The organism is Streptomyces sp. NPDC020801, from assembly GCF_044334385.1.
GTDB lineage: Bacteria > Actinomycetota > Actinomycetes > Streptomycetales > Streptomycetaceae > Streptomyces.
Window position 1 is genome coordinate 313,288 of sequence record NZ_JBIRST010000004.1, and the last position, 18,055, is coordinate 331,342.

The following is an 18,055-nucleotide window of genomic DNA, read 5'->3' on the forward strand; positions in this document are numbered from 1 at the left end:
GGGAAGTCGACGGCGACCGCTTCACCCTACTGCGGCCGACGATCACGGTGCGCCCGCGCCGCCTCCGACCGGTGCGTCGTCGTCCGCGGGCTCCTCGCGCGGCGCGAGGGAGGCGAAGTCCCCGGTGTCCCCGAGCCGTACGAGGAACGGCCGCAGCCTGGTGTACCGGATCGCGGTGACGGAACACGGTTCCACGGAGATCCGCTGGAAGAGGTCGAGATGAAGACCGAGCGCGTCGGCGACGAGGGACTTGATGACGTCGCCGTGCGAGCACATGAGGTACACCGCGTCGGCTCCGTGGTCGCGCTCCACGCGCGCGTTCCACTCGCGCACCGCCTCCGCGGCGCGGGTCTGCATCGCGCGCATGGACTCGCCGCCGGGGAACGCGGCCGCCGACGGGTGCGCCTGCACCACCTCCATCAGCGGCTCGTCCTTGAGCTCGGCGAGCTTGCGGCCGGACCAGTCGCCGTAGTGGCACTCCCCGATCCGCTCGTCGGTGTGCGCCGCAAGGTCTGGCCGCGCCTGAAGCAGTGGCCGTACGGTGTCCTGGCAGCGCTGCAGCGGGCTGGTGACGACCTCGGTGATCGGCAGCCCGTCGAGCCGCCCTGGCAGCGCGGCGGCCTGTGCGGCCCCGCGTTCGTCGAGTGCGACGCCTGGGGTCCAGCCGGCGAGCAGCCCGGCGGTGTTGGCGGTGGAACGTCCGTGCCTGACGAGGATCAGCGTGGGCATGCGGCCCAGGGTAGGCGTACGGACAACACCGGCGACGGCCGGGCGAAGGGAGAGCACACTCCGTGATCGTCGACTGCGCCATTTACCAGGACGGGCACCGCAGTGACGGGCCCAAGGACTTCTCGGACGCACTGGCCGACGCGCGAGCGGCCGGCGGCTTCGTGTGGGTGGGGCTGCACGAGCCGAGCGCGGAGGAGTTCGAGCTGGTCAGCGAGGAGTTCGCGCTGCACCCGCTGGCGGTGGAGGACGCCCTCAAGGCCCATCAGCGGCCCAAGCTGGAGATCTACGACGACTCGCTGTTCGTGGTGCTGAAGACAGTGATGTACGAGCCGCGCAGCGACACCGTCTCCACCGGCGAGATCATGATCTTCCTGGGCGACGGGTTCGTGGTGACGGTCCGCCACGGCGACGGCGACGGGCTGGCCGCCGTGCGGCACCGGCTGGAGCAGGAGCCGGAGATGCTCGGCAAGGGCCCGACCGCCGTGCTGTACGCGATCGCCGACAGCGCCGTCGACCACTACCTGGACGTGGCGACCGAGCTGCAGACGGATCTGGAGGAGCTGGAGGCGGAGGTCTTCACGCCGGACCAGGGCGGTTCGCGGCACACCGCCTCCCGGATCTACAACTTCAAGCGCCAGATCACGGAGTTCCGGCGGGCGACGGGTCCGCTGGCGCTGCCCATGTCCCGCCTCGCCGGCACCGGGGCGGGCTCCTTCGCCACCGGCGTCCCCTTCGTGGAGGACAGGGCGCGGCCCTTCTTCCGCGACGTCAGTGACCACCTGACCCGTGTGAACGAGTCCGTGGAGGGCCTGGACCGCCTGGTCTCGGACATCCTGTCGGCGCACCTGGCGCAGATCAGCGTGCAGCAGAACGACGACATGCGGAAGATCTCCGCGTGGGCGGCGATGGCCGCGATCCCCACGATGATCGCCGGTGTCTACGGCATGAACTTCGACCACATGCCGGAGCTGCACTGGGTCTGGTCGTATCCGGCGGTGATCGCGGTGATGGCCGTGCTGGAAGTGCTGCTGTACCGGCTGTTCAAGCGCCGGGGGTGGCTCTAGGAACCGGCGCAGGGCTGCGCCTTCAGGCGAAACCGGCGCAGGGCTGCGACTTCAGGCGAAATCCGGTGCCGGGACGCCGGGCCCGCCGAGGGCGTTGCGCCGCTCGGGCATCGTCAGGGTCACCATCCGGTGCCAGCCGGCGAACCGCTCGTAGGCGTAGACGGCGTGGATGCCTGTCGCGAGCAGCACCGATCTGGCCCTTGACCAGCCGAGGATGCGTCCCATCCGGGCCATGACCGCGAGGCTGACGTCGCGGTGGACGCGGATCTCGGCCAGGGCGCAGTCGCGCAGCGCCTGCTGGATGGTCCTGCCGTGTCCGGCGGACGCGAGGCGCAGCAGCTCCTCGTGGCAGTAGGCGAGGTGGTTGTCCTCGTCGCCGGCGATCATCCGCACGGCGCGGCCCACGTCGGGGTGGTCGCCGAAGTGCCGGCGCAGCAGGTCCATCTGCTCGGCGGCGCGCTGTTCGGTGACCCGGCTGTGCGCCAGGTAGACGATGATCTCGCGCTCGGTGAGCGGCTCGTCGGACCTGAGGCGCTCGTGCGCGAGGCCGATGCCCCGCTGCTCGAGGAGCATCGTGTAGTCGGTCTCCGCGGGGACCGGGACGGGTTCCAGGCCGCGCTTGCTCATCAGGGCGCGGAAGATCCGTCGGTGCTTGTCCTCGTCGTCTCCGTGGCGCGCGATCTTGGGGGCGAGGTCCCGCAGACCGGTCGGCACCAGTGCGGCGATCCGGCAGTTCTCCCAGCCGCCCTGGGCCTCCCCGCCGGCGGCGATCGAGCAGAACAGCCGGAATGACTCGTCGTGGTCGAGGATCTCCTGGAACAGGCTCCTGGGCGAAAGCATCATGGCCACCTCCCTGCGGGCCGCCGAACCGTCGGACTCTCGCAATGGACGAGTCAAGTGCGGGCGCGCGGGTGCCGCAACAGGGGCGCCGGACAACTGCGCCGAACGGAGGACCGGCCCTTCGCGGCGGGGGGCGTAACCGCCGGGGGGCCGGACGCGTTGTTCTCCGTGACGGCCGTGGCGGGGAAGACCCCCGAGCCCCCACCACGGCCGTGGAAAGTCCGGAGGCGTGATCAGGGCCGCGTCACGCCAGTCCGGCGCGCTCCAGGGCCTCGGTGCCGGCGCGGAGCGAGGCGATCCGCTCGTCCAGCGTGAAGCCGGCGGGGGCCAGGGTCAGCGTGGTGACACCGGCCGCCGCGTAGGCCTTCATCCGGTCCGCGATCCGGTCCACGGAACCGAGCAGCGTGGTCTGGTCGATGAGCTCCTGCGGCACGGCTGCCGCGGCGCCCTGCTTGTCGCCGGACAGGTACTTGTCCTGGATCTCGGCGGCTTCCTTCTCATAGCCCATGCGCTGGGCGAGCTGGTTGTAGAAGTTCTGCCTGCGGCTGCCCATGCCGCCGACGTAGAGCGCGGTGTAGGGGCGGAAGGTGTCCGCGAGCCGGGCCACGTCCTTGTCCTCGCCCACGGCGAGCGGCAGGGTCGGGCACACATCGAACCCGTCCATGGTCTTCCCCGCCCGCTCGCGGCCGGCGCGCAGGTGCCTGATCGCGGTCTCCTCGAGGTGGTCGGCGGAGGGGAAGATGAGCAGCGCGCCGTCGGCGATCTCGCCGGTCTGCTCCAGGTTCTTCGGGCCGATGGCGGCGATGTAGAGCGGGATGTGCTCGCGCTGCGGGTGCACGGTCAGCTTGATCGGCTTGCCGGGGCCGCCGGGCAGCGGCAGCGTCCAGTGCTCGCCGTCGTACGACAGCCGCTCGCGGGTCATGGCCTTGCGCACGATCTCGACGTACTCGCGGGTGCGGGCCAGCGGCTTGTCGAACTTGACGCCGTACCAGCCCTCGGAGACCTGCGGGCCGGAGACGCCGAGGCCGAGGCGGAAGCGGCCGCCGGACAGCGAGTCCAGCGTCGCGGCCGTCATCGCGGTCATCGCCGGCTGCCGGGCCGGGATCTGGAAGATGGCCGAGCCGACGTCGATGCGCTCGGTCTGCGCGGCGACCCAGGCGAGCACGGTGGCCGCGTCCGAGCCGTAGGCCTCGGCCGCCCAGCACACGGCGTATCCGAGCCGGTCCGCCTCCTGCGCGACGGCCAGATTGTCCGCGTCCATCCCGGCACCCCAGTAGCCGAGGTTGATCCCGAGCTGCATGCCGCTCCCCTTACCGATCAGTAACGTCCCTTGTGCGGGAGACACTAGCGCGGGGCCCCGGAATGCGGCAGTCGGCGGCCGGTGTGACGGTGCCCTCCCACCCGGCTCCGCTAGCGGAAATCGGGTTATCCACAGGTGACCCACGCCTCAGCCATGGCCAGTAATCTCGGCGTCCATGGAGCAGAGGCATCTCGGCCGTACGGGCCTGCGCGTGTCCCGCATCGGCCTCGGCACCCTCACCTGGGGCCGGGACACCGACGAGCACGACGCCGCGGACATGCTGAAGGCGTTCTGGGAAGCGGGCGGCACCCTCGTCGACACGGCGGACGTGTACGGCGACGGAGAGGCCGAGTACCTGCTCGGGCGCCTCATGGACGGCCTCGTGCCCCGACGTGATCTGGTCATCTCGACGAAGGCGGGCAGCGTCCCGGACCCGGAGCGGCGCTTCGACGGCTCCCGCGGCCATCTCCTGGCGGCACTGGACGACTCCCTGACCCGCCTCGGCACCGACTACGTCGACGTCTGGCACGTCCATGCCCATGACCCGTGCACGCCGCTGGAGGAGACCCTGCAGACCCTCGACCTGGCCGTCAGCAGCGGCCGGGTGCGCTATGTGGGAGTCTCCAACTTCTGCGGCTGGCAGCTCGCCAAGGCGGCGACCTGGCAGCTCGCGGCGCCCGGGGTGCGGACCCGGCTGGCGAGCACACAGATGGAGTACTCGCTGCTGCAGCGCGGCGTGGAACGCGAGGTGCTGCCGGCCGCGCTGGACCTGGGCATCGGCATGCTGCCCTCCTCCCCGCTGGGCCGCGGCGTACTGACCGGCAAGTACCGCAACGCGACTCCCCCGGACTCGCGGGGCGCCTCGGAGCACCTGGCGCCGTTCGTCGAGCCCTACCTCGACGACACGGCGAGCCGCATCGTGGACGCGGTGACGACGGCGGCGGACGGGCTGGCGGTGACTCCGCTCCAGGTCGCCCTGGCCTGGGTCCGGGACCGGCCCGGCGTGGCCGCCCCGATCGTCGGCGCGCGCAACGCGCAGCAGCTCACGGCGGCATTGTCAGTGGAGGCGCTTAGTCTTCCTGACGAGATCTGCCGGGCGCTCGACGACGTGTCGGCGCCCGTGCACCGCTATCCCGATCACGACTGGAGCACGCTGTGAGCACGGAGCCGGAGACCACGGAGGAAGCCGAGCCGGGGACCCCGGACACTGCGGCGAAGGGCGATGCCCCGAAGCAGGCCGCGCCGGAGGGCGACAGCACGCCGCCCGGCTCGGCCGCGAGCGAGGCGGACGAGGCCGCATCGGGCGACTCTGGTTCGGACGAGGCTGGTTCGGACGAGGCTGGTTCGGACGAGGCTGGTTCGGACGAGGCTGGTTCGGACGAGGCTGGTTCGAGTGGAGCCGGAGCGGGTGAGGCCGTAGCGGGTGAGGGGAACGGGGCCGCCGCCGGGGTGTCCGAGGCGGAGGCCGAGCTTGCGGCTCAGCGGATCGAGCGGGAGCGGATCGAGCGGCGGAAGGCCGAGAACAAGGGACGGATCCACAGCGGGGCCAAGCTCAGCGGCAAGGCGGCCGATCTGCTCGCCGCGGTGCGGGCCGTGGAGAGCGGGGAGAAGCCCACGGCGACCGTCTTCGCCGAACCGGAGCCCGCAAGACGCCGGACCACTCCCGAGCCGGTACGGCGACCGGGGCCCGTGTCGGCCGCGGCGGCCACCGCGGCGGCCGCCCCCGCACCGGAGACCGTCCAGGGCGTGCGCCAGGTGCTGACCGAGGGCGGTGCCCCGGACGCCCTGGCCCCTCAGGTCGCGACGGCCCTCGGCGAGGGCGCGCAGGAGGCCCTGCGCGCCGACCCCTGGCAGTTGCTGCGCATCCCCGGTGTGCGGCCGGAGCAGGCCGACGGGTTCGCGCGGGCCCTGCTCGGCGCGGAGTGCCGCCCCGAGGACGAGCGACGCGGCCGGGCCTTCATCGGCTGGCTCCTGGAGCAGGCCGCCCTCGCCGGTCATACGGCCCTGGAGGCACCCGCGCTCACCGCCGCCCTGGCCCAGCGGGGCGTGCCGGACCCCGACGCGGCCCTGCAGAGCGCGCTGGCGGAGGGCGAGGCCCTGGTGTTCCAGGACGCCCTGGAGGAGACGGGCGTTCCCGCTCACGCGCCCGCTCCGGTGGCCGCCGCCCACGACCCGGGCGGGTACGAGGACGGAAACGAGGGGGACGAGGGGCACGAGGGGGACGAGGGTGAGGACGGGCAGGATCGGCGTCCGGTACGGGTTCTGGTCGGGCTCGAACGGTACGCGCTGGCCGAGGAGAGCCTCGCCGACGGACTGGCCCGGCTGATCAACTCCGTGCCGAAGGAGGACGGTTCGGCCGAGGGCTGGGAGCGGGCCGCCGCCTCCGCCCAGGGCTCCGCCGCCGATCTGGTCCGTGCGGTCGCGGGCCACGGCCTGGTCCTGCACACGGGCGGGGAGGCGTCCCGCGTCGAGCCGGCCCGGCTGCTGGGCGAGGCACACCGGCTCGGGTTGCGGGCCTGGGCCGCCACGCACGGCCCGCTCGGCCGGGACGGCTTCGCCGAACTGCTCCGGCGGTTCCGGCAGGCGGACGGGCCCACCGAGGGAGCCGGTCCCGCCGTCGTCACGGTGGCCGGACTGCTGTCCGGCGCCGAGGGGCCGGGCCGGGACGCCGAAGGCGCGCTCGACCTGGACCTCCTCGTCGTGCTCGACGCTCCCCAGCTGGACGTCGAGACGGCGGCCCTGCTGGTGGAGTCGCTGCCGGACGGGGCCCGGCTGGTGTGGGCCGGGGACCCGGGCGTGCTGTGGTCCGTAGGGCCCGGGCGGGTCTTCGCCGACCTGCTGGCGGCGCGGGTGTGCCCCCAGATCGCCTCACGGGTACCGGACCCCGGCCCGCTGGGCGAGCTGGTCTCCGGCATCGGCGTCGGCGAGCTGAACCAGGTGGCGGCACCCGGCAAGGAGGTCGTGATCGTGCCGGTGCGGGACGCGGGCGAGGCCGTGCACCGGACCGTGCAGCTCGTCGCGGACTCCGTCCCGCGGGCCATCGGCGTCCCGGCCGAGGAGACCGTGGTGATCACCCCGGGCCACGGCGGCGCGGCGGGCACCCGCGCGCTCAACGCGGCGCTCAAGGAACGGCTCAACCCGGGTCCCGGCCGCTTCGGCGGGTTCGACCCGGGCGACCGGATCGCCTACTCCCCCGCTCCCGGCCGTACGCTGCCCGGCCAGGTGGTGGGGGCCGACGCCGAGGGCCTGCACCTGTCCTGCTCGGACGCCCCCGTGGTCGTACCGAGGGAGCGGGTGGAGAGCTGTGTGCGGCACGGCTGGGCGCTGACCGCGCACCAGGCCGCCTGCGGCCGGTGGCCCGCGGTGGTCGTGGTGCTGCCCGGCGACGCGGCGCAGGCGCTCAACCGGCCCTGGGTCTACACAGCGTTCGGCCGGGCGAGCCGCCATCTGTCGGTGGTGCACGGCGTGGAACAAGCGCTCCCACGAGCCGTGGCCGAGATCCCGGCCAAGCCCCGCACCACCCGTCTGCCCGCCCTGCTGCACACCCAGGCGCGGGCCCAGCCGGCCGGCTGAGGACCCGGCGACCGGGCCCGGCTCCGGGCGGGCTCCAGCTCCGGGATCCCGGCGGCTCCGGTCGCGGGGCTCCCGGCGCCGTGGAGGCCACCGCACGGGACCGAGCGCCGCCGTTCAGCGGTCGGTCGTCTCCATGGGTTCCAGGTCCTCGTCCTCGCCGAGGTCCGGGTCGAGGTCGTCCCCGTCGAGATCGGTGCCGATGACGTCGTCGTCCACGCCGTCCACGTCGTCCTCCTCCAGCTCGTCGTCGAAGACGGCGCTGACGTCGAAGCGGCAGACCACCAGCTGCGGATCGACGTGCTCGAAGGGTGCTTCGAGCCAGTCGCCGGGGTCGGCGGGCTCGTCCGAGGCCGTGACCCAGAGGGTGGAGTCGCCCTCCTCCAGGCCGAACTCCTTGTGCCGGGAGGCGATCTCGTCCGGTTCGAACTCGCCGAAGAGGATGCCGAGCGCGCCGGGCACCGTGCTGGAGGCGCCCTCTGGGGTGCCCACGCCGGTCTCGGGGTCCGCGGCCTCCACCCGCTGGGCCAGGGCCAGCAGCCGCTGCGGCTCCGCCACGGCGTAGTCGCGGCGGATCAGCACGCTGATGGCGTGCGGTTCCTCGGGGCCCGTGTACGGCGGCAGCGAGTCGTCACCGGGGATCTCGAAGGGCGTGACCTCGTCGTAGCGGTCGTAGAGCAGCTCGTCGTACGCCTCCGCGGCTGCGGCCAGCTGGTTGAACGCCTCGTAGACGGCCGGGTCGTCCTCCCCCGACCTGCGTTCGACCGCGGCCAGATGGCGGTCGAGCGCGGTCTTGACCTCCTCGGCGGCGGCGCGTACCTCGGCAGCGGTGGGCTGCGCAGCATCAGACATACTGCAGACGCTATCCGTACCGGGCCCCAGCCCGCACAATAGATGCGATGCCGGAATACGAATTTGTCGACGTCTACGTGCCGCGCGGGGTTTCCCGCAAGGAGACGGCACGTCTGCTGACGGACCACGCAGAGTACGGGCACTGGGAGTTGTACCGTCTGAGCCTGCTGCGCGACGGCAGCCGCAGGGTGCGGTTGCGCCGGCGGATCATCCGCCAGGTGCGCGCCACGTGGTGAGCTGAGACGGCCCGAACCAGAGCGGGCCCCGCCGAGGCGGGGCCCGCTCTGTCATGTGCGCCGCATCGTCATGTGCGCTGCCCTGTGCTGTGCGCTGCCCTGTGATGTGGGCCGGTCCGTCATGCGCACCCGCGGGGCCTCACTGGGCCGAGGCCCGCGCCCTGCGGTACAGCAGGGCGCCGGCGAGCAGTGCGCCCGCACCCGCCGGGGCAACGACGCCCATCGGCAGATCGCTGCCGGTGTGGGCGAGCTGTGCCCGGCCGGCGGGAGCCGCGACGGACTGCGCGCCCGGCTGGTTCACATGCGTCGAGCCACCGGGCGTCCCACCACTCCTGGAGGGCGGCGTGGCCGGCGTACCGGGGTGACCCGGCGTCCCCGGGGTGCCGGGCGTACCCGGAGTGCCAGGCGTACCCGGAGTGCCTGGAGTGCCTGGCGTACCAGGGGTGCCCGGAGTGCCGGGCGTACCCGGAGTGCCGGGCGTACCCGGAGTGCCGGGGTTACCCGGGTGGTCTCCGCCCCCGTTCGCGCAGTCGTTGCCCAGCGCCGCGTTGCCCGCGCCGACCACGTTGACGCTGTTGCCGCAGACGTTGACGGGCACGTCGACCGGCGCCTGGACGAGGTTGCCGGAGCCGACGCCCGGCGACGAACCGGTGCGCCCGACGGCATGCGAGCCGCTGCCGCCGTGGTTGGCGCAGGTGTTGCCCACCGCCGGGTTGAGCAGCCCGACGACGTTGACGGTGTTGCCGCAGACGTTCACCGGCACGTGCACCGGCGCCTGCACCGTGTTGCCGGACAGCACGCCCGGCGAGTCGGACGCGGAGCCGGTCGCGCCCGCGTCGGCGTGCGCGTAGCCGCTCGCGGCGGCGATCACGCCGGTGGCTGCGGCCACGGTCATCAGGCCCTTGCGGGTGACCTGTCGCATAGTGATGAATCCCTGCCTTCGACCTTTTTCGAACCTTCCGGAACGCGCGTTCGCAACCTGCACGGAAATTGCCGTTGCGACCGCGCGAAGCAAACCGGTCGACCCCGGAGCGCATGGCGTGCGCTCCGGGGCCGACGGATTCAGACCCCCACGGAGCCGATGGAGTCAGACCCTCACGGGGCGGGGCGCAACGTCAGTGGTTGATGCAGGTGTTGCCGAAGGTGGGGTTCAGCAGCCCGATCACCGAGATCGTGTTGCCGCAGACGTTCACCGGCACGTGCACGGGCACCTGGACGACGTTGCCGGAGAGGACACCCGGGGACTGCACGGCGGCACCCTGGGCACCGGAGTCGGCGGCGGCGAGGCCCGCACCCGCGAGAACCAGCCCACCGGTGGCAACCGCGGCAGCGACGACCTTCTTGATCATTATTCCTCCTCGTTGGCAAAAGCGATCTCGTCTTACTGATCGCACCACCTGTAACGAGGAGGGGCTGATGGAGCTACGAGCCTATGGTCTCATTCACTCTTCTCAGTCGGCTCCGCACGCGCGGCCGATTACCGAGGTCGTCCGATGACCACCGTCAGGACGCGTCGATGAACCGGTCGAGGACGCGCACCCCGAACTTCAGCCCGTCCACCGGCACCCGCTCGTCCACGCCGTGGAACATGCCCGCGAAGTCCAGCTCCGGCGGCAGCTTGAGCGGAGCGAATCCGAAGCCCCGGATGCCCAGGTCGTCGAAGGACTTGGCGTCCGTGCCGCCGGAGAGCATGTACGGAATGGCCTTGGCGGCCGGGTCCTCGGCCACCAGCGCGGACTGCATCGCCTCCACCAGCGCCCCGTCGAAGGTGGTCTCGACGGCCTTGTCGCAGTGCACGTCCTCGCGCTTGACCCGGGGTCCGAGGATCCGGTCGAGGTCGGCGAGGAACTCCTGCTCGAAGCCGGGCAGGAAGCGCCCGTCGACGTGCGCCGTGGCCTCGCCGGGAATGACGTTGACCTTGTAACCGGCGCCCAGCTGCGTGGGGTTGGCGGTGTTGCTCAGAGTCGCGCCGATGAGCTTGGCGATGCCGCCGAGCTTGGCGAGGGTCCCCTCCATGTTCTCCGGGTCCAGCTCGGTGCCGAGGGCGTCGCCCAGTTCGTCGAGGAAGGCCCTGGTGGTCTTGGTCACCCGTACCGGGAACCGGTGCCGCCCGAGCCGCGCGACGGCCTCGGACAGCTCGGTGATGGCGTTGTCCCGGTGGATCATCGAGCCGTGCCCGGCGGTGCCCGCGACGGTCAGCTTCATCCAGTGCATGCCCTTCTCGGCCGTCTGGATCAGATAGAGCCGGCGCTGCTCGCTGACCGTGAAGGAGAAGCCGCCGACCTCGCTGATCGCCTCGGTGACGCCCTCGAACAGGTCCGGGTGGTTGTCGACCAGGTGGCGTGCGCCGTACGTGCCGCCCGCCTCCTCGTCGGCGAGGAAGGCGAGCACGATGTCGCGCGGGGGCCTGCGCCCGCCGCGCAGCCGGTCGCGCACGACCGCCAGCGTCATCGCGTCCATGTCCTTCATGTCGACCGCGCCGCGCCCCCACACGCACCCGTCCGCGACCTCGCCGGAGAAGGGGTGGTGGGTCCAGTCGACGGCGTTGGCGGGTACGACGTCGGTGTGCCCGTGGATGAGCAGCGCGGGCCGGGACGGGTCCGTGCCCTCGATGCGGGCCACGGTGGAGGCGCGGCCGGGGTGCGACTCGAAGATCTTCGGCTCCAGCCCCACCTCGGCGAGCTTCTCCGCGACGTACTCGGCGGCCCGGCGCTCGCCCGGGCCCGAGTGGTCGCCGTAGTTGCTGGTGTCGATCTGGATCAGCTCGCGGCAGAGGTCCACGACCTCGTCCTCGCCGGTGACGCCCCTGGCCGTGTCCGTCTCGCTCACGCTGCTTCCTCCCGCTGTGCGCTGGTGGTCCACCTAGGGTGCCGGTGGTCCACTCATCCTCCCTCTCGCCCGGCCCGGCCCCAAGGGAGCACCCGGCCCGTCACACGCCGTTCACGCCGGGCCGGGACGCCGACGGAGGTGATCGGAGCCGCCCGAAAGCCTGGTAATGTTTCCCTCGTCGCGGCGGGGAGACCCCGCACGACAGACACCTCGTCCGGGTGGCGGAATGGCAGACGCGCTAGCTTGAGGTGCTAGTGCCCTTTATCGGGCGTGGGGGTTCAAGTCCCCCCTCGGACACCACACACACCAGAGGTGCCGACCGGATTCCGGTCGGTACCTCTGGTGTTTCGGCTGGGCCTTCGCCCACCGCGGTTCCTAGACTTGAGAGGTGGCCCGGCCCAACGAGGAGGTCGAGGCGCTCCTTCAGGAGTACGCGGACCTCGTCGCGATCACGGGAGGCGACGCCTTCAAGGTGCGCGCCTACGAGAAGGCCGCGCGTGCCATCGGCGGGTACCCCGTCGACATCTCGCACCTGGACGCCGAAGGGCTGCGCGAGATCCCGAACGTCGGCAGGTCGATCGCCGAGAAGGTCCTCGAGTATCTGCGCACCGGCAGCGTCGCGGTGGTCGAGGAACGCCGGGCGCGGATCCCCGCCGGGGTGCGGGAGCTCATCGCGATTCCCACGCTCGGTCCGAAGAAGGCGCTGCGGCTCCATGAGGACCTGCACATCTCGTCGGTGGCCCAGCTCGCCGACGCCATCGCCGCGGACGCGCTGCGCGATCTGAGGGGTTTCGGCGAGAAGACGCAGGACAACATCGCCCACGGCATCGCCCTCATGCGGCAGGCCGGTGCCCGGGTCCCGCTGCACCTGGCCCTCGGCACCGCCGAGGAGATCGTCGCCGAGCTGTCCGGGATCACCGGCTGCAAGCGCTGTGCCTACGCCGGTTCCCTGCGCCGTATGAAGGAGACCGTCGGCGACGTCGACATCCTTGTCGCCGCCGAGCGGTCCGCCCCCTTCATGGACGCGCTCGCCGCTTGGCCGTCCACCGCAGAGGTGATCGCCCACGGCCCGAAGAAGACGTCGATCCGCACCGGCAGGGGCCTGCAGGTCGACCTGCGGGTGTTGCCGCCGGACTCGTGGGGGGCCGGACTGCAGTACTTCACCGGTTCCAAGGCCCACAACATCCGCACCCGCACCATCGCCGTCCACGAGGGGCTGAAGCTGTCCGAGTACGGGCTGTTCGATGCCGAGAGCGGCCGGTCACTGGCCTCCCGCACCGAGGAGGAGGTGTACGCCCGCCTCGGCCTGCCGTGGATCCCGCCCACGCTGCGCGAGGACCGGGGGGAGATCGAGGCCGCGCTGCGCGGCGAGCTGCCGCAGGTGGTGACCGAGCGGAGCATCCGCGGGGACCTGCACACCCACACGGACCTCACCGACGGACTGGCGCCGCTGGAGACGATGGTGGCGGCCGCCGCCGAACGCGGTTACGCCTACTACGCGGTCACCGACCACGCACCCCGCCTGTACATGCAGCGCATGACCGACGAGAAGATCCTCGCGCAGCGGGAGCAGCTGCGGGCCCTGGACGGCGTCCACCGAGGCATGCGGCTGCTGCACGGAACCGAGCTCAACATCGGTCCCGACGGGGAACTCGACTGGCCCGACGGCTTCCTGGCGGGCTTCGACCTCTGCGTGGCCTCCCTGCACTCCCACTTCGACCTGGACCGCAGGGCGATGACCAGGCGGCTGGTGCGGGCCTGCGAGAACCCGCACGTCCATGTCATCGGCCACCCGAGGACCCGGCTGATCGGCAGGCGGGCTGGGGTCGACGCCGACTGGGACGAGGTCTTCGCCGCCTGCGCGCGCACCGGCACCGCGCTGGAGGTCAACTCCCAGCCCGACCGCCTCGACCTGTGCGACGAGGACATCCTGCGTGCCAAGCGGTACGGCGTGAGGTTCGCGGTGGACACCGACGCCCACTCCGTCCTCCACCTCGCGTACCTGCGCTACGGCGTGGGGACGGCACAGCGCGGCTGGCTGACCGCGGACGACGTGATCAACACCTGGCCGCTGCGCCGGCTGCGCCGGTTCCTGGCCAAGAGCGGGCCGGGCTGAGCGGCTTTGCAGCACCGGCCTTGCAGCACCGGCCTTGCAGCACCGGCCATGCAGCACCGGCCATGCAGCACCGCCCCCGCAGCGCGGGCCCTACGGCGCCGCACCCGCGCTCGGGGGGAGCAGGGGCCGCACAGTGAGCGTGCCGTCCTCTCCGTGCTCGATCCGGCTGCCGAAGTCCCGGCCGCACCGGTCGAGCGCCGTGCGCAGCCATTCGGTGTCCTCGTCCGACGCGTGCTCCAGGCGCATCCGGCGCGCCTGCAGGGGCACCATGCGCAGGCCGGTCAGCCGGCCGGTGCCGGACTCGGCCGACACCAGGTACAGCAGCCGAAGGTCGTCCCGGTAGCGCTCGTAGCCGCCGATGCCCTCGTAGTCGTCGACGAGGTCGCCGCAGCCGTACAGGACGAGCCTGCCCCGGTACACCTCCAGCGGGCGTGGGTGGTGCGAGGAGTGGCCGTGGACGATGTCCGCGCCGGCGTCGACGAGCGCGTGGGCGAACCGGATCTCGTCGCGGGAGACGGTGTATCCCCAGTTGGCGCCCCAGTGGACCGAGGCGATCACGATGTCGCCCGGCCGCTCGACCTGCCGCAGCCGGTCGGCGAAGGCGGCGGCCGCGGCCGCGGTCGGCGCGGCGACGAGGTCGACCCCTGCACGCTCGGCGGTGGCGGCCCAGCTGTGCGGGATCCCGCTGGACGGCATCCCGAAGGAGAAGACCAGCACGCGTCCGCCTTCCCGCAGCGGGACGGTCGCCGGCCGCCCGGCCGCGACCGCGTCCGGGCCCGCCCCGGACGTACGCAGCCCGGCGGCCGCCAGGGAGTCCAGCGTCTCCCGCAGACCAAGGGGACCGAAGTCGAGCACGTGGTTGTTGGCCAGCACGCAGACGTCCGGACGCGCCATGGCCAGACAGGGGAGATTGGCCGGGTTCATCCGGTAGTGGACACCCTTGCCCGGGGCGAAGTCCCCGTCCTGCGTGACCGCGGTCTCCAGATTGATCACCCGCACGTGGGGTGCGGCACGGTCCAGGACCGGCAGTGCCTCGCCCCAGGGCCAGGAGAAGTCCACCGGCCGGGGGATCGGGCCGTTCACGTCCTCCGCGAGGCCGACGTAGTCGCGGGCGTCGTGCAGGTACGTCTCCCGCAGGGCCGGATTCCCGGGGTGCGGCAGGATCTGGTCGACGCCCCGGCCGAGCATGACGTCACCGGCGAGGAAGAGGGTGACCACACCCTTGTTCATGCTCCCAAGCTAAGACGATCGCGGCCGGCGCACGAGACGGACGGCGGCCGCGGCCGGGGCGGCCGGGCGGCCGGTGACGCGAACACCCGCGAGCGCACACGCCCGCGTCCCGGGGTTCGCGGACCGACGTGGCCCGGTCACACGCCTGACACGGGTCCCGCACGGGCCTCCACGTGGCGGCGGACACGCAAGTCGGGACGGCGACCTCGGCACGGCGGCCTCGGCACGGCGGGCGTGGGGCGGGCGCGGTCAGACGTGTGCCGGCGCCATGTGGTCCGTGAACCACTCGCGTGCCAGGTCGGTCACCGTCTCCAGGGCGCCGGGCTCCTCGAAGAGGTGGGTCGCGCCGGGAACGATCGTGAGCCGGTTCTCGCAGCGCAGCCGGGCCTGGGCCCGCCGGTTGAGGTCCAGCACGGTCAGGTCGGCGCCGCCGACGACGAGCAGCGTGGGGGCGGTCACGTACGGGAGCCGCGGTCCGGCGAGGTCGGGGCGACCGCCCCGGGAGACGACGGCGGCGATGCGCGCGTCCGGTTCCGCGGCGGCCCACAGGGCGGCGGCCGCCCCGGTGCTGGCACCGAAGTAGCCGACGGCGAGCCCCTCGGCCTCGGGCCGGCCCTGCAGCCATTGAGTGGCGGCGGCGAGCCGCGCGGACAGCAGCCCGGTGTCGAACACGTTGCCCCGGTCGCGCGCCTCCTCCTCGGTGAGCAGGTCGAACAGCAGGGTGGCGAGACCGGCCCGGTTCAGGCCCGAGGCCACGAACCGGTTGCGCGGGCTGTGCCGTCCGCTGCCGCTGCCGTGCGCGAAGAGCACGATCCCGGCCGCCTCCCCGGGTACGGTCAGCCGCCCGCCCAGCCGCACGGCGCCGGCCGCGATCTCCACCTCCTGGTCCACCTGGTACTCCGGGTCCATCTGGTCCTCCTGGTCCATCCGGTCCACCGAGCGGCCTCCGCCGGAGGGCGCGCTCCGCAGGCAGGCGATCACGTCGGCGTCGTCGAGCTGGGCGAAGTCCTCGTAGAACTGACCGACCGCGAAGAAGCCGCGGGGGGTGGACAGACAGACCAGTTCGTCGGCCTCGCCGCCGAGCCGCAGCGTCCAGTCGGGCGGTGCGACGGGGACCGCCAGGACGATCCGCGCCGCACCACGGGCCCGTACCGTCCGGCAGGCCGCCCGCGCGGTCGATCCGGTGGCCACCCCGTCGTCGACGACCACGACGGTGCGCCCGGCCACGACTACCGGAGGCCGCGCCCCCCGGTAGCTCACGGCCCGCCGCTCGAGCTCGCGGCGCTCGCGCTCCTCGACCCGGGCCAGTGCCTCCGGCGGGACGTGCGCCTCGCGCATGACCTCCTGGCTGATCACGCGCACGCCGTCCTCACCGATCGCGCCCATGGCCAGCTCGGGCTGGCTCGGCACGCCCAGCTTCCGTACCAGGCAGACGTCCAGCGGCGCGCCGAGCGCCTCGGCGACCTGCGCGGCCACGGGCACTCCGCCGCGGGGAAGTCCGAGCACCACGACGTCCTGGCCGGCGAGGTGTTCCAGGCGGGCGCCCAGCCGGCGTCCCGCTTCGAGCCGGTCCGTGAAGAGCACCGTGCGGCCCCCTCACTCCCGGGGCGACCAGAGGGGGGCGGGCGGCGTCGCATCGGGCGCTCCCACCGCCTTGATGTCGCCGTCTGCGGCGCGCAGCAGCTCACGGCCGAGCGCGATCAGGGCGCGACCGGCCGCCAGTTCGTCGCCGATCTCGGGCACGTCCCTGTCGTAGGGGTTCCGGCGGGCCTCGGCGCGGCTCTCCAGAACGTTGTCACCGGTGTCCAGGACGATCCTGGCCGTGGTGTCCGGGTCGTGTTCGGACAGATACAGGTTCAGCCGCCACTCCTTGGCGGACGGAGGCCGGTTGCCGACGGGTCGGGTCATCGTCGGTCTCTCCTCAACTCCGGTGCGGCACAAACTCGAGGGCCGCGACACCCTCTTCCACTGTGCCCCCGACGCGCGCCGGCCGCACGGGCACGGTTCCCGCGGGGGTCGCCGAACCGGCGGCGGGCGGCCTCGCGGGCGCGGGCAGAATGGGGGCATGACCACGCGTTCCTGCCCGTGCGGGCTCCCCGAGCCCTATGAGAAGTGCTGCGGCCGCTACCACCGCGGAACCGCCGCCGCACCGACCGCCGAGGCGTTGATGCGGTCGCGGTACTGCGCCTTCGTGCGCCTGGACGCGGGGTATCTGCTGCGGACCTGGCATCCGCGGACCCGGCCCGCGCGGCTCGACCTCGATCCGGGGATGCCCTGGACGGGTCTTGAGATCCTCGGCACGACGGACGGCTCCGCCTTCCACCCGACGGGGACGGTGACGTTCCGGGCGTCCTACCGGGGCGGCTCGCTGTACGAGCGCAGCCGGTTCGAGCGGGTCGAGGGGGCGTGGGTGTACGTGGACGGGGACTTCCCGGAGCAGTGAGCGCCCGGCGGGCCGCGGCGCGGCTACGACGCGGCTACGGCGCCAGGATGTCCAGCTCCTGCAGGGCGCCGACGGTGATCTCGCGGGTCAGCCGCTCGGCGCGGTCCGCGTCGCCCGCGCGAACCGCCTCGGCGACCTGGACATGGAGGGTGACGGCGGCCGGGTCGGGGTCCTCGAACATGACCTCGTGATGGGTACGGCCGGCCAGGACCTCGGCGACGACGTCGCCGAGACGGGCGAACATCTCGTTGCCGGAGGCGCTGAGGATCACCCGGTGGAAGGCGACGTCGTGGACCAGGTACTCCTGCAACCGGTGGCCGCGCGAGTTGGCCACCATGCCGAGCGCGCACTCGGTGAGCTCGGCGCACTGCTCGGGCGTGGCGTGCTTGGCGGCCAGGCCCGCGGCGACCGGTTCGACCGCCGAGCGCAGCACGGTCAGCGAGCGCAGCTGGCGCGGGCGGTCGGCGCCCGCCAGGCGCCAGCGGATGACCTGCGGGTCGTAGACGTTCCACTCCGTCTGCGGGAGGACCGTCACGCCCACGCGGCGGCGGGACTCCACCAGATGCATCGACTCCAGGACGCGCACCGCCTCCCGCATGACGGAGCGTGACACCTCGAAGCGCTGTGCCAGCTCATCGGTGCGCAGAACGCTGCCCGGCGGGTACTCCCCCGCGGTGATGGCGGGGCCGAGGGTGTCCAGTACGTGGCCGTGCAGCCCCCGGCCCGGTGTGCTCATGCACTCAGCGTACGGGGTGGATCACGGGGCTAAAAAGTCAGACTTATTCATCACGACATCTTGAATTAGTCCTACCTAATGGGTTTCAGTGTGGCGGACGCCGGATGTCG

At 72.6% G+C, this 18,055-nt stretch carries 17 protein-coding genes and 1 tRNA gene; 7 read left to right on the plus strand and 11 right to left on the minus strand.

From position 1 onward, the window contains the following. Nucleotides 1–42 precede the first annotated feature (42 nt). Nucleotides 43–729 (minus strand): histidine phosphatase family protein, encoded by a 687-nt coding sequence (locus ACH4UM_RS11230; protein ID WP_398176433.1) that lies wholly within the window; start codon nt 727–729, stop codon nt 43–45. Nucleotides 730–791: 62 nt separating this feature from the next. Between ACH4UM_RS11230 and corA the strand changes: the two genes are divergently transcribed. Then, nucleotides 792–1,793, plus strand: a complete 1,002-nt coding sequence (corA, locus tag ACH4UM_RS11235) for a magnesium/cobalt transporter CorA (RefSeq protein ID WP_398176435.1) — start codon at nt 792–794, stop codon at nt 1,791–1,793. A 51-nt stretch (nt 1,794–1,844) separates the two neighbouring features. Here the strand turns inward: corA and ACH4UM_RS11240 are convergent, their stop codons facing one another. After that, entirely contained in the window at nt 1,845–2,633 is a 789-nt protein-coding gene (locus tag ACH4UM_RS11240; protein WP_398176733.1) for a ferritin-like domain-containing protein, read from the minus strand. Between the two features lie 244 nt (nt 2,634–2,877). Next, complete coding sequence (locus ACH4UM_RS11245) at nt 2,878–3,933, minus strand: LLM class F420-dependent oxidoreductase (protein ID WP_398176437.1); 1,056 nt, start codon at nt 3,931–3,933, stop codon at nt 2,878–2,880. Nucleotides 3,934–4,108: 175 nt separating this feature from the next. On the opposite strand from ACH4UM_RS11245, the gene ACH4UM_RS11250 reads away from it, so the two are divergent. Both ACH4UM_RS11250 and ACH4UM_RS11255 read left to right on the plus strand, forming a co-directional pair. Beyond that, nucleotides 4,109–5,092 (plus strand): aldo/keto reductase, encoded by a 984-nt coding sequence (locus ACH4UM_RS11250; protein WP_398176439.1) that lies wholly within the window; start codon nt 4,109–4,111, stop codon nt 5,090–5,092. After that, a complete protein-coding gene (locus tag ACH4UM_RS11255; RefSeq protein WP_398176441.1) occupies nt 5,089–7,506 on the plus strand; it encodes a helix-hairpin-helix domain-containing protein in 2,418 nt (805 codons plus the stop codon). The genes ACH4UM_RS11250 and ACH4UM_RS11255 overlap by 4 nt, the downstream gene beginning before the upstream one ends. 114 nt (nt 7,507–7,620) lie before the next feature. Here the strand turns inward: ACH4UM_RS11255 and ACH4UM_RS11260 are convergent, their stop codons facing one another. Beyond that, a complete protein-coding gene (locus tag ACH4UM_RS11260) occupies nt 7,621–8,355 on the minus strand; it encodes a hypothetical protein (protein ID WP_398176443.1) in 735 nt (244 codons plus the stop codon). A 47-nt stretch (nt 8,356–8,402) separates the two neighbouring features. Between ACH4UM_RS11260 and ACH4UM_RS11265 the strand changes: the two genes are divergently transcribed. Next, nucleotides 8,403–8,591, plus strand: coding sequence for a DUF5703 family protein (locus ACH4UM_RS11265; protein ID WP_030244084.1), 189 nt, complete (start codon nt 8,403–8,405; stop codon nt 8,589–8,591). A 139-nt stretch (nt 8,592–8,730) separates the two neighbouring features. Here the strand turns inward: ACH4UM_RS11265 and ACH4UM_RS11270 are convergent, their stop codons facing one another. The 3 genes from ACH4UM_RS11270 to ACH4UM_RS11280 form a co-directional block, all read right to left on the minus strand. Next, the gene (locus tag ACH4UM_RS11270; protein WP_398176445.1) at nt 8,731–9,513 is read right to left on the minus strand and encodes a chaplin; all 783 of its coding nucleotides are present in this window, start codon (nt 9,511–9,513) and stop codon (nt 8,731–8,733) included. 193 nt (nt 9,514–9,706) lie between these two features. Then, nucleotides 9,707–9,940 (minus strand): chaplin ChpH, encoded by a 234-nt coding sequence (gene chpH / locus ACH4UM_RS11275; protein WP_398176447.1) that lies wholly within the window; start codon nt 9,938–9,940, stop codon nt 9,707–9,709. Between the two features lie 154 nt (nt 9,941–10,094). Further along, nucleotides 10,095–11,420 carry a M20/M25/M40 family metallo-hydrolase gene (locus ACH4UM_RS11280; protein ID WP_398176449.1) on the minus strand — a complete coding sequence of 442 codons (1,326 nt, stop codon included), beginning with the start codon at nt 11,418–11,420 and terminating at the stop codon, nt 10,095–10,097. A 212-nt stretch (nt 11,421–11,632) separates the two neighbouring features. Between ACH4UM_RS11280 and ACH4UM_RS11285 the strand changes: the two genes are divergently transcribed. Further along, a tRNA-Leu gene (locus tag ACH4UM_RS11285) sits at nt 11,633–11,720 on the plus strand. An 88-nt stretch (nt 11,721–11,808) separates the two neighbouring features. Then, nucleotides 11,809–13,536: a DNA polymerase/3'-5' exonuclease PolX gene (polX, locus tag ACH4UM_RS11290; RefSeq protein WP_398176451.1), complete on the plus strand. Its 1,728-nt coding sequence runs from the start codon at nt 11,809–11,811 to the stop codon at nt 13,534–13,536. A gap of 90 nt (nt 13,537–13,626) precedes the next feature. Here the strand turns inward: polX and ACH4UM_RS11295 are convergent, their stop codons facing one another. The 3 genes from ACH4UM_RS11295 to ACH4UM_RS11305 all read right to left on the minus strand — a co-directional run bounded on the left by ACH4UM_RS11295 (nt 13,627) and on the right by ACH4UM_RS11305 (nt 16,674). Beyond that, a complete protein-coding gene (locus ACH4UM_RS11295) occupies nt 13,627–14,766 on the minus strand; it encodes a CapA family protein (protein ID WP_398176453.1) in 1,140 nt (379 codons plus the stop codon). Nucleotides 14,767–15,015: 249 nt separating this feature from the next. Continuing rightward, nucleotides 15,016–16,350, minus strand: a complete 1,335-nt coding sequence (locus ACH4UM_RS11300) for a phosphoribosyltransferase family protein (RefSeq protein ID WP_398176455.1) — start codon at nt 16,348–16,350, stop codon at nt 15,016–15,018. A 12-nt stretch (nt 16,351–16,362) separates the two neighbouring features. After that, entirely contained in the window at nt 16,363–16,674 is a 312-nt protein-coding gene (locus ACH4UM_RS11305; RefSeq protein ID WP_398176457.1) for a dsRBD fold-containing protein, read from the minus strand. Nucleotides 16,675–16,831: 157 nt separating this feature from the next. Here ACH4UM_RS11305 and ACH4UM_RS11310 point away from each other — a divergent pair, with 157 nt between their 5' ends. Further along, nucleotides 16,832–17,209: a YchJ family protein gene (locus ACH4UM_RS11310; RefSeq protein WP_398176459.1), complete on the plus strand. Its 378-nt coding sequence runs from the start codon at nt 16,832–16,834 to the stop codon at nt 17,207–17,209. A 34-nt stretch (nt 17,210–17,243) separates the two neighbouring features. Here the strand turns inward: ACH4UM_RS11310 and ACH4UM_RS11315 are convergent, their stop codons facing one another. Beyond that, nucleotides 17,244–17,945, minus strand: a complete 702-nt coding sequence (locus tag ACH4UM_RS11315; protein WP_398176461.1) for a FadR/GntR family transcriptional regulator — start codon at nt 17,943–17,945, stop codon at nt 17,244–17,246. Nucleotides 17,946–18,055 lie beyond the last annotated feature (110 nt).

Excerpts from the sequence above, each read along its gene's own strand:
- ACH4UM_RS11305 (WP_398176457.1), bottom strand. The coding sequence starts at position 16,674 with ATGACCCGACCCGTCGGCAACCGGCCTCCGTCCGCCAAGGAGTGGCGG.
- chpH (WP_398176447.1), bottom strand. The coding sequence starts at position 9,940 with ATGATCAAGAAGGTCGTCGCTGCCGCGGTTGCCACCGGTGGGCTGGTT.
- ACH4UM_RS11315 (WP_398176461.1), bottom strand. The coding sequence starts at position 17,945 with ATGAGCACACCGGGCCGGGGGCTGCACGGCCACGTACTGGACACCCTC.
- ACH4UM_RS11260 (WP_398176443.1), bottom strand. The coding sequence starts at position 8,355 with ATGTCTGATGCTGCGCAGCCCACCGCTGCCGAGGTACGCGCCGCCGCC.
- ACH4UM_RS11230 (WP_398176433.1), bottom strand. The coding sequence starts at position 729 with ATGCCCACGCTGATCCTCGTCAGGCACGGACGTTCCACCGCCAACACC.
- ACH4UM_RS11250 (WP_398176439.1), top strand. The coding sequence starts at position 4,109 with ATGGAGCAGAGGCATCTCGGCCGTACGGGCCTGCGCGTGTCCCGCATC.
- ACH4UM_RS11240 (WP_398176733.1), bottom strand. The coding sequence starts at position 2,633 with ATGCTTTCGCCCAGGAGCCTGTTCCAGGAGATCCTCGACCACGACGAG.
- ACH4UM_RS11270 (WP_398176445.1), bottom strand. The coding sequence starts at position 9,513 with ATGCGACAGGTCACCCGCAAGGGCCTGATGACCGTGGCCGCAGCCACC.
- ACH4UM_RS11310 (WP_398176459.1), top strand. The coding sequence starts at position 16,832 with ATGACCACGCGTTCCTGCCCGTGCGGGCTCCCCGAGCCCTATGAGAAG.
- ACH4UM_RS11245 (WP_398176437.1), bottom strand. The coding sequence starts at position 3,933 with ATGCAGCTCGGGATCAACCTCGGCTACTGGGGTGCCGGGATGGACGCG.
- ACH4UM_RS11265 (WP_030244084.1), top strand. The coding sequence starts at position 8,403 with ATGCCGGAATACGAATTTGTCGACGTCTACGTGCCGCGCGGGGTTTCC.
- ACH4UM_RS11295 (WP_398176453.1), bottom strand. The coding sequence starts at position 14,766 with ATGAACAAGGGTGTGGTCACCCTCTTCCTCGCCGGTGACGTCATGCTC.